This window comes from Acinetobacter sp. CWB-G5 (genome assembly GCF_019209785.1).
GTDB classification, from domain to species: domain Bacteria; phylum Pseudomonadota; class Gammaproteobacteria; order Pseudomonadales; family Moraxellaceae; genus Acinetobacter; species Acinetobacter johnsonii.
Window position 1 is genome coordinate 125,275 of the sequence record NZ_JAHUTF010000009.1, and the last position, 8,989, is coordinate 134,263.

Sequence of the window (8,989 nt, forward strand, 5' to 3'; positions counted from 1 at the left end):
GGGTGCTGTGGTTGTGTCGCGTGCAATTCAAACTGCCGATCTAGAATGGCAACAGATTGATGGCATAGATGTGCCAGTCTCAAAACAATTTGGCGATGTCTACTTTTCCAAAGACAATGGTCTACTCGAAACTCGCCATGTGTTTTTAAATGGCAATGATTTACCTGAGCGTCTGTCCAATCTCCAGCCCTTTGAATATTTTAGTGTTGGTGAAACAGGCTTTGGCACAGGACTCAACATCTTGGCGCTTTGGCAACTTTGGCAACAGGTTCGCCCAAATAACCACAGCCACCTTCATGCCATTTCAGTTGAAAAATTTCCGCTGTCTAAAACGGATCTAATACGCGCACTCAATGTCTGGCCTGAACTCAAACCGATCGCCAATCAACTGATTGCACAGTATCCGCACCCAATTGCAGGTTGTCATCGCCTGAGCTTCCCTGAGGAACGTTTCAGCCTTGACCTTTGGTTAGGCGATGCTCACGATGTTTTCCCAAGCATGGCAAAAACCAGTAGCGTTAACGCATGGTTCCTCGATGGTTTCGCGCCTGCCTGTAACCCAGACATATGGGAAGAGCAAGTACTGAATCACATCGTTCGCCTATCTGGTATTGGAACGACATTTTCTTCGTTTAGTGTCGCAGGCGTGCTCAAACGTGGTTTAACACAGCATGGTATTTCTATTTCACGTCCGCGCGGCTATAAGCATAAACGCGAAATGCTCAAAGCCATCTGGTTACCTGCTGAGCCTGAAAATACATCAGACGCTGTAGATACCAAATCAGTATTGAATCAAAATCAACCTCATCAAGTACTACACGCTTTTAAGCAACACCAAATTGCTATCATTGGCGCAGGGATTGCAGGTTTAAGTAGTGCATGGGCCTTTGCTGAGCGCGGGCACCAAGTCACGCTCTACGACCAATCTGAGCCACTTGCAGGAGGTTCAGGCAATCCGCTGGCCTTACTCAACCCCAAACTTTGTCCGATTGAACAAAGTCATGAACATTTAATGACCTTGGCTTGGCAACATGCTTTACAGCACTATCCCAAGTTTCAGGCTTTTCGCCCCATTCAAGTACATCAACTGGCGCTGAAAAAAGCCGAAGACTTACTCGATCTCGAACAACAATACCCTGCGGATCTTTTGACAGCCGAAACCGCTGCTGATTCTGCGTTAATCACCGAATATCCCAGTCTGAATCTAACTGAAGCTGGCGCTGTCTCACCACATCAACTCAAAGATCAAATCTTAGCGCATCCGCTCATTCAGTTCGTACAAGCCAACATTACTCAAATCCACCCAGAGCACAATGAACTTTTCAATGAACAAGCCCAATCTTTAGGTCAGTTTGATCATGTGATTGTCTGTTGTGCGCGCCACACGGCTGCTTTCTTTGAGCAATATCCTGTGTTGAAGCCCATTCGCGGACAAGTCAGTTGGGTGGAGAACACTACACAACCTTTGACCCTTAATCAAGCTTATAGCTATGGCGGCTATTGTATGCAGCTTGATGCTCAACAACTCATCTTAGGTGCATCCTTCTATCCCAATCGGGACGACAGCGATGTTTTACTTGAAGACCATGTGCATAACTACGAGCTTATCCACAGTGTATTTCCAGATTATGCACAATCGCTTCCTGATGTGACGACTTGGCAAGGCCGTGCATCTGTTCGCGCGCAAAGTTTGGACTATTTTCCAGTCCTTGGAAAAATGTCTGAACAGACTGAAATTTATAGCTTTGCTGGCTTGGGTTCTAAAGGCTTTTTGTTTGCCCCTTTATGTAGTGAAATTTTAGCGGCGCAGATACTGAAAGAGGCCTGTCCCGTTCCTGAGTCACTGCTACAAAAGCTCAGTCCGACCCGATTCCATAAAAAGCTCAAAGCCAAAAAGCCTTATTTTAAAGCGCAGTCTTAGTTCTGCTTATGACTCAAGTACAGCATATGGCGCTATAAATAGAGAAATGTAAATTTCTAAGACATTAAAAAAGCGCCTTACGGCGCTTTTTTTGCTTCTGCTTAATTACTTTGTTCTAAGACTAAACCAGCAGCACGAGCAGCACGGGTACCACCCATTAAAATCACATACTCACGCTCACTGTCAAAACCTTCGAGTAACTCTGCAGCACGTGGCGCTTTACTACCGCCACCACATAAAATGTAAATCGGTTGATCCGTCGACACTTGAGTAAGGCTCTGTGCTGAAAGTTCTGTGATTGGCTGATTAATCGCCCCTTTCACGTGTGCTTCAGCATAAGCACTTGAATCGCGTACATCCCAGATGATCGCATCCTCTGGGAACTCAAATGTTGTAATTTCTTGTTTACGGATCATTGCGCACTCCTTTGATGTAAACAACACTTGGCAAATGAAGAAAACATCCCTAGCATCTCAGATATTCTTTCCATTTGTAAAGGTTTAATCCATGCCATCTTTTGATATTGTTTCAGAATTAGAAATTTTTGAAGTAAATCATGCCGTTCAGAACACCCAAAAGGAAATCGCAACTCGTTTCGACTTCCGTGGTCAGGACGTTTCAATTGAACTCAATGAAAAAAACAAAGAAATCAAAATCTCAACTGAAAGTGATTTCCAGTGTGAACAAGTTTATACCATGTTAGAGAACCATTTCTTTAAGCGTAAAGTCGATATTCAAGCGCTTGATCCACAAAAAATGACTGCTTCAGGTAAAAATGTACTTCAAGTGGTGAAATTAAAAGACGGACTTGACTCAGATACCGCAAAAAAAATTAACAAAGCCATTAAAGAAAGCGGCATTAAAGTGCAATCTTCAATTCAAGGCGACAAAATTCGTGTGACTGATAAAAAGCGCGATACATTACAGCAAGTAATGACCTTTTTAAAAGAACAACAATTTGGTCTGCCTTTACAGTTCAATAACTTTAAAGACTAATACTCTTGTTTGATCATTTGAGGTAACTATGCCAAAGGCCAATCGCTTATCAAAACTTGTAAAAACCACGTCACGCTTGCCGAAAGCATTACGTACGCGATTATGGAGTCAAGCTTTTGGTCGCATAGTTCCCATGGTCGGCAGTGCTAATATTCGTTATTTGCAAGTCAGTCACAGCGAAGTCGTAGTCAAAATCGAAAATCACCGTGCCATGCAAAACCATATTGGTCAACTGCATGCCTGTGCCATGGCCTTAATTGCTGAAACGGCAACGGGTTTTGTAACAGGGATGAATGTACCTGATCATTGCATCGTTCTGATTAAAAGCATGCACGTTGACTTTAAACGTCCGAGTAAAGGTGCCATGACAGCGACAGCCACCTTAACTCCAGAACAACAGCAGCTGATGCAAACCACCGCTAAAGGTGAAACTTTAGTTTCTGTGACAGTAATGGATGAATCGGGTGAAGCACCCGTTCAATGTGAAATGTTATGGGCGTGGCTCGACAAAGCATCATTAAAAAAGTAAAAATGTAAATATAACTTACTGTTTGGTAAGTATAAAATTTACAACAACACGCTAAAGCTGCGACTAAAACTTACTATATCTTTGTTTCGACTCAGCTCAAAATCATGCTACATAACATGAATATTTGAGCTGACTTGATGAAAAAAAGACTAATTTTAGCGACTGCCTTATTTTCTTTGGGGATGGTGGCCTGCCAACAGCACAACCCAGCCAACTCATCGGTTTCAACAACGCCGAGTCACCATTCTGCCTCTGCCCTGACTGAACAAAATAAAAAAATTATAGTGGACTTTTATGAAGGCGTTTTTAGCAAACATCAGGTTCAAACCTATTCTGACCGCTATATTGGTACACAATACATTCAACATAATCCCTATGTGGCAGACGGCAAAGCACCTTTTGTAAACTACTTCACCCAGTATTTTAAAGAACATCCAGATGCAAAAAATACCATCAAACGTGTCGTGGCCGAAGGTGATTTGGTGGTGCTCCATGTACATTCCACTCAAAATGCACAAGATCGTGGTGAAGCCGTTGTCGATATTTTCCGCGTCGAACAAGGCAAAATTGTAGAACATTGGGATGTGATACAAAGCATTCCCGCTGAGTCTGCCAACCGCAATACTATGTTTTAATCCATCGGACTGCATTAAATAGCAAAAAAAGCCAGTAATTACACTGGCTTTTTGCAGACTGACTCAAACCTTAGTTGGATTGGCTCGCAAGGAACTTTTCTTTAACATCCGCTGGAATCTGACGCTTATTGCCTTTGACATCAACCGCAACAAAGGTAAATACACCTTCAGTCACACGTACAGGCGGACGTGAACTGTCATGACTATCCCATACTTCAATTTCCATCTGAATAGACGTATTGCCCACTTTTAACAGTTTAGTATAACAACTAATGACATCGCCGACTTTCACTGGAACTAAGAACGTCATCTGATTAATTGAAATCGTTGCACAGCGTCCCTTACTAAAACGCTCTGCGTGAATTGCACCCGCCAAATCCATTTGTGACACAATCCAACCACCAAAAACATCTCCACTCCAGTTGGTATCGGCTGGCATTGCAATTGTCTGAAGAGACAACATCCCTTCTGGTTTCACATGAATCTCTGACACGTTGACTCCAATTTTCATTATGACTGGGCTTGCAACTGTTGATCTAACCATTGTTGCAATTGTGGCGCACGGAGCGCACCGCTTATTCTAGCAATTTCGGTGGTTTTATTCATTAAAACTAGGGTCGGAATGCTACGTACGTTAAACGCACTGCTCAATCGCGGAGACTCTTCGGTATTAATTTTAGCAAAAATAACCTGCGGATTTTGCTTGGCCACTTCAGCAAAGTGCGGAGCCATCATTTTACATGGACCACACCACTCTGCCCATAAATCAATAAACACAGGCAAATCGCTATGGCTAATGAACTGGCTAAAATTCTGCTCATTCAACTCAATCGGCGCCGCAGGTAAAAGCGCTGCATGGCACTGACCGCAGCTCGGATTGGCACTCAATTTCTCTTCAGGCACACGATTTTTGGCTAAACAAGTAGGACAGACGATAATCATTTAGTTGACTCCAATATGTTGATGTAAGAATTCTAATTGGGTCGAAATGGCTTTTTCAAACCAACTGGCATGATAAATATCAAAATGCTGCATCTCCCATTCATGATATTGAACAAAAGGGGCAATATTGGTCGCTGCTTCACGACTGGATTCAATCGGAATTAAACTATCATGCTTGGCTGCAATGAACAGTACAGGAATATTAATTTGCCTAACATTTTGAATGGGACGATAACGCATTAACTTAAAAAAGAGTCGGGCAGGTATCTCACCACTCCAATAATAATCAGGATTAAGAATCGAACGATACCCCAAATAGGCATCTTGCGTTGGCAAAAAACATAATTCTCGCGGATCAACCACAGGTAAAGTGGTCGGGGACATGCCCACTTTTCCACCCATATAATCTTGGCTAGATAGTTTTAAAGCTTTAGGGAACTGTTGCAAAGGATATAACTTAGCACTTGCTGCCCCGTCTACAAAGGGCACTTGTGCTATCACGGCCTGTACATTCTTGAACTCTGCTGCGATATCGAGCACATAACCGCCACTGAGTGCCGTCCCCCACAGCACGATCCGTCGACTATCGATCGACTTACGTTCTTTGAGGTGGTTAATCATGGTCCGCCAATCTTCAAGCTGCTTCTTTATCGAGACCAACTCTCGTGGACGTCCAGTACTCCCGCCCCAATAACGGTAGTCAAATAATACGACTGCATAGCCCGCTTGTGCAAAACGCTGCGCAGATTGGATCAGTTTGAATTGGCGAAGCCCAGCCAAACCATGGGCCATCACAATCACTGCTGGTTTTTCTTCGGTTTTCGGACGATAGAAATCCGCAGCAATGACCTCTTGGCCACTTTTGACATATAGCGGTTCAACGGTATAGGCGTGCATACCTGCTCCATTGCGTTATTTTATGGTTGTAATCGCTTATAAATATTTCAACAGCATAGGCTGAACTTTCAGCTTAATGCTATCATAAAGCATATCTTGATTAGTTTAATTTTGGAGTGACAGCATGAGCGAAAATGTAGGCTTTGCAGGTCAAATTGGCCCAGAACATTTGGTTCAAGTGGTTGAAAAAGGGTTTAAATCTGTGATCAATAACCGCCCAGATATGGAAGGTGGTCCAGAACAACCAACTAGCGCTCAAATTGAAGAAGCAGCTCGTGTTGCAGGTCTAGATTATGTCTATCAACCTGTAGTTGCAGGACAAATCACAGAAATTGATGTACGCACTTTTGCTAATCATTTCAATGAGCTACCAAAACCTGTTTTAATGTTCTGCCGTACCGGTAATCGCTCAAACAACTTATATCAACTTGCGAAACAAATGGACCTGTTAGATGACTAAACGGTTGTTTAAAAGTGTCATCTGCACTGCTCTGATTTTAACGAGCAGCGCATTGTGGGCGGCAACGAATAACCTGAGTCAAGCACTCAGCCCGCAGCTCAGCGTTTCAGGGGAAATGACCCAAGACAAGTTTCAACAGTTGATAAAACAAGGTTTTAAGTCGGTCATTGTCAACCGACCAGATCAAGAACAAGGCAATACCGTTCGCGTTGATCAACTGCGTAATATTGCGGAACAGTCCAAAGTCAGCGTAATTTACCAACCGGTTACCAGCAGTAAAATTTCTGAAACAGACGTGGTCGAATTTGCTAAATATTATAATGAATTGCCCAAGCCTATTTTAATGGTCTGTAAGAGTGGTGCTCGCTCTAGTCTGCTGTTCAATCAGGCAAAACAACGAGGATTACTCCATGAATAAACTGTTGCTGCTTTTACTCTGCTGTACTTTAATGACAGCATGTAGTTCAATGAATGTACGTCCTACCGTTGGGGTAAGCGTTGGTACTGGCTTATAAGTCAAATGAAAGTAAAGACGGCATCTAGTGCCGTTTTTTACAAAATATAATCATCTACAGCCCTGAATATGTTAACTATAGAGTATGTCTCGCTTAGATAAACGTTTGCTTATGTATGATCTGATTATTATTGGGGCTGGAACTGCGGGTATCGCAGCCTACCAACAAGCCGTGAAGTCCACACAAAATCTATTAATCATTAATGATGGGCCATGGGACACCACTTGTGCGCGTGTCGGCTGCATGCCGTCAAAAGTGCTGATTTCTACAGCAAATCGCATGCATGATATTCAACATGCGGATCGTGTCGGATTGCAAGTACAGTCAAAAATAGACCGCAGTCAGGTCATGCAACACGTACAAAAACTCCGTGATCGCTTTACTCATAGCACCCTTAAAACCGTAGAGAGCTGGCCTGAGTCTCATAAAATTCAGGGCCGTGCTCGCTTTGTCGATTCAAAAACAGTTGAAGTTAATGGGCAACACTACCAAGCCAAAAGCTTTATTTTAGCTGTAGGCTCCACACCTAGCTTTGACCCAGCATGGAAGAATGAACTCGGTGATCGGCTCATCACCTCCGATCAAATTTTTGAACTCAATACTTTACCCAAATCTTTAGCGGTGATTGGGAGCGGAGTCATCGCGATTGAACTTGCGCAAGCCATGCAACGACTTGGCGTCAATACCACAGTCTTTGCACGTAGTCGTAAAGTCGGTGTTCTGACCAGTCCGAAATTACAGCAGTTGGCACAAACAGAAATTAGCACCGAACTTGAGATCAAGTTCGAAGTTTTACCCACAGAGGTTAAGTCTATAAATAATCAAGTTGAACTTAGGTTTACTCAAAATAGTCAGCCTAAAACACTCAACGTTGATTACTTACTGGTTGCCACAGGACGAAGTAGTCTTTTAAATACTCTTCAACTCGAAAATATCGACACCTCATTCACAGACTTAAAACATTTACCTGTTGATCCTGAGAGCAAACAACTTGCAGACTACCCGATTTTTATCATTGGCGATGCATATACTGATACTCCACTACAACATGAAGCCGCACACGAAGGTAAAGTTTCGGTCAAAAATGCATTGAACTTTCCCACTATAGAATCATGCAAAACTCTAACGCCTTTAGGCATCGTGTTTAGTAGCCCAGAAATGGCAATGGTTGGACAAAACTTTAAGCAACTACAAAGTGCACCTATCAATTTTGTCATCGGTGAAGTCTCTTATGCTAAACAAGGACGTGCATTGGTTCTGGGTAAGAACCATGGAGCCATAGAAGTGTATGTGGATAAAAGCAGCCGAAAGCTACTGGGTGCTGAATTACTCACAGAGTCTACTGAACATTTGGCCCATTTACTGGCATGGATGATTGCAGAACAACTGACCGTCGATGAAATTTTGGAAAAACCGTTTTATCACCCAACCCTTGAAGAAGGTTTAAGAACAGCATTAAAACATGCACGTCGACAGCTAGATACGATACCTAAACTGCGAAACTCATGATGCATGTTCTTTTCATAAGGTTTTCTGTGTGCAATTAAATGATTTCATCAACGTTGTGCAGCAAACTATAAATCATTCGCGGCATGCGTTGATTTAATTACAAGACACACGCCTTATTAGATTAGCGGTAAAGTTCTTATTTTAGTGCGTAACTTAACTGATCTAAAACACATTAATACCCGTAATAAACCATGTGTTGTAATACATAAGTCAGTCATTCCTGATCCATTTTCGCTTCAGAAATAGCTATTCTCTTCAAATAATTGTTTTATTGGCGAATAACTCCACCATATTCTTGCTTTTGTTTCGAGAATAAATTTATTACCACTATAGAAAGCATGCCAGCTAAACAGGTTAAAACACATCAAGAAACGTAAAAGGTGCTCTGTGACCTTGTTAAATATGACATAAAAGCCAGCAAATGCTGGCTTTTTTACCGTTTAGGCCCCTATTAAATGGCGCATTCTCCGCTCTACTCTTTTTATTTTTAATATTTTCCGCATAAAAAAATCCCCCTATCTCATTTGAGTTAGGGGGATTTGAATTAATGAGCTGGCGATGACTTACTCTCACATGGATAACTCC

General features: G+C 42.4%; 12 protein-coding genes. 7 read left to right on the forward strand and 5 right to left on the reverse strand.

Annotated features, from left to right (window positions below):
* Nucleotides 1-13 precede the first annotated feature (13 nt).
* Entirely contained in the window at nt 14-1,921 is a 1,908-nt protein-coding gene (mnmC, locus tag KVY11_RS13625; RefSeq protein ID WP_218289259.1) for an FAD-dependent 5-carboxymethylaminomethyl-2-thiouridine(34) oxidoreductase MnmC, read from the forward strand.
* A gap of 101 nt (nt 1,922-2,022) precedes the next feature.
* Here the strand turns inward: mnmC and KVY11_RS13630 are convergent, their stop codons facing one another.
* Nucleotides 2,023-2,337, reverse strand: a complete 315-nt coding sequence (locus KVY11_RS13630) for a rhodanese-like domain-containing protein (protein WP_218289260.1) — start codon at nt 2,335-2,337, stop codon at nt 2,023-2,025.
* Between the two features lie 91 nt (nt 2,338-2,428).
* Here KVY11_RS13630 and KVY11_RS13635 point away from each other — a divergent pair, with 91 nt between their 5' ends.
* The 3 genes from KVY11_RS13635 to KVY11_RS13645 all read left to right on the forward strand — a co-directional run bounded on the left by KVY11_RS13635 (nt 2,429) and on the right by KVY11_RS13645 (nt 4,081).
* Nucleotides 2,429-2,917 (forward strand): YajQ family cyclic di-GMP-binding protein, encoded by a 489-nt coding sequence (locus KVY11_RS13635; protein ID WP_004697619.1) that lies wholly within the window; start codon nt 2,429-2,431, stop codon nt 2,915-2,917.
* Nucleotides 2,918-2,945: 28 nt separating this feature from the next.
* A complete protein-coding gene (locus tag KVY11_RS13640) occupies nt 2,946-3,446 on the forward strand; it encodes a DUF4442 domain-containing protein (RefSeq protein WP_010327555.1) in 501 nt (166 codons plus the stop codon).
* A gap of 137 nt (nt 3,447-3,583) precedes the next feature.
* The gene (locus KVY11_RS13645; protein ID WP_218289261.1) at nt 3,584-4,081 is read left to right on the forward strand and encodes an ester cyclase; all 498 of its coding nucleotides are present in this window, start codon (nt 3,584-3,586) and stop codon (nt 4,079-4,081) included.
* A gap of 70 nt (nt 4,082-4,151) precedes the next feature.
* Here KVY11_RS13645 and KVY11_RS13650 read toward each other — a convergent pair whose 3' ends face one another.
* From KVY11_RS13650 to KVY11_RS13660, 3 genes are read right to left on the reverse strand one after another with little or no spacing between them, the layout of a single operon-like run.
* Nucleotides 4,152-4,574, reverse strand: a complete 423-nt coding sequence (locus tag KVY11_RS13650) for an acyl-CoA thioesterase (protein ID WP_004697616.1) — start codon at nt 4,572-4,574, stop codon at nt 4,152-4,154.
* A 17-nt stretch (nt 4,575-4,591) separates the two neighbouring features.
* On the reverse strand, nt 4,592-5,023 hold the full coding sequence (trxC, locus tag KVY11_RS13655) for a thioredoxin TrxC (protein ID WP_004697614.1): 432 nt from the start codon (nt 5,021-5,023) through the stop codon (nt 4,592-4,594).
* On the reverse strand, nt 5,024-5,920 hold the full coding sequence (locus KVY11_RS13660) for an alpha/beta hydrolase (protein WP_218289262.1): 897 nt from the start codon (nt 5,918-5,920) through the stop codon (nt 5,024-5,026).
* 124 nt (nt 5,921-6,044) lie between these two features.
* On the opposite strand from KVY11_RS13660, the gene KVY11_RS13665 reads away from it, so the two are divergent.
* The 3 genes from KVY11_RS13665 to KVY11_RS13675 all read left to right on the forward strand — a co-directional run bounded on the left by KVY11_RS13665 (nt 6,045) and on the right by KVY11_RS13675 (nt 8,404).
* The gene (locus KVY11_RS13665; protein WP_218289263.1) at nt 6,045-6,380 is read left to right on the forward strand and encodes a TIGR01244 family sulfur transferase; all 336 of its coding nucleotides are present in this window, start codon (nt 6,045-6,047) and stop codon (nt 6,378-6,380) included.
* Nucleotides 6,373-6,798, forward strand: a complete 426-nt coding sequence (locus KVY11_RS13670; RefSeq protein ID WP_062031268.1) for a beta-lactamase hydrolase domain-containing protein — start codon at nt 6,373-6,375, stop codon at nt 6,796-6,798. The genes KVY11_RS13665 and KVY11_RS13670 overlap by 8 nt, the downstream gene beginning before the upstream one ends.
* Nucleotides 6,799-7,006: 208 nt before the next feature.
* Entirely contained in the window at nt 7,007-8,404 is a 1,398-nt protein-coding gene (locus KVY11_RS13675) for a dihydrolipoyl dehydrogenase (protein WP_218289268.1), read from the forward strand.
* A 396-nt stretch (nt 8,405-8,800) separates the two neighbouring features.
* Here KVY11_RS13675 and KVY11_RS13680 read toward each other — a convergent pair.
* Nucleotides 8,801-8,989, reverse strand: a 189-nt coding sequence (locus KVY11_RS13680; RefSeq protein ID WP_218289264.1) for a hypothetical protein, incomplete at its 5' end; no start/stop codon positions are given.

What these genes read in the sequence shown, in the direction of transcription:
- KVY11_RS13630 (WP_218289260.1), bottom strand. Translation starts at nt 2,337, where the DNA reads ATGATCCGTAAACAAGAAATTACAACATTTGAGTTCCCAGAGGATGCG.
- KVY11_RS13635 (WP_004697619.1), top strand. Translation starts at nt 2,429, where the DNA reads ATGCCATCTTTTGATATTGTTTCAGAATTAGAAATTTTTGAAGTAAAT.
- KVY11_RS13640 (WP_010327555.1), top strand. Translation starts at nt 2,946, where the DNA reads ATGCCAAAGGCCAATCGCTTATCAAAACTTGTAAAAACCACGTCACGC.
- KVY11_RS13645 (WP_218289261.1), top strand. Translation starts at nt 3,584, where the DNA reads ATGAAAAAAAGACTAATTTTAGCGACTGCCTTATTTTCTTTGGGGATG.
- trxC (WP_004697614.1), bottom strand. Translation starts at nt 5,023, where the DNA reads ATGATTATCGTCTGTCCTACTTGTTTAGCCAAAAATCGTGTGCCTGAA.
- KVY11_RS13660 (WP_218289262.1), bottom strand. Translation starts at nt 5,920, where the DNA reads ATGCACGCCTATACCGTTGAACCGCTATATGTCAAAAGTGGCCAAGAG.
- KVY11_RS13665 (WP_218289263.1), top strand. Translation starts at nt 6,045, where the DNA reads ATGAGCGAAAATGTAGGCTTTGCAGGTCAAATTGGCCCAGAACATTTG.
- KVY11_RS13670 (WP_062031268.1), top strand. Translation starts at nt 6,373, where the DNA reads ATGACTAAACGGTTGTTTAAAAGTGTCATCTGCACTGCTCTGATTTTA.
- KVY11_RS13675 (WP_218289268.1), top strand. Translation starts at nt 7,007, where the DNA reads ATGTATGATCTGATTATTATTGGGGCTGGAACTGCGGGTATCGCAGCC.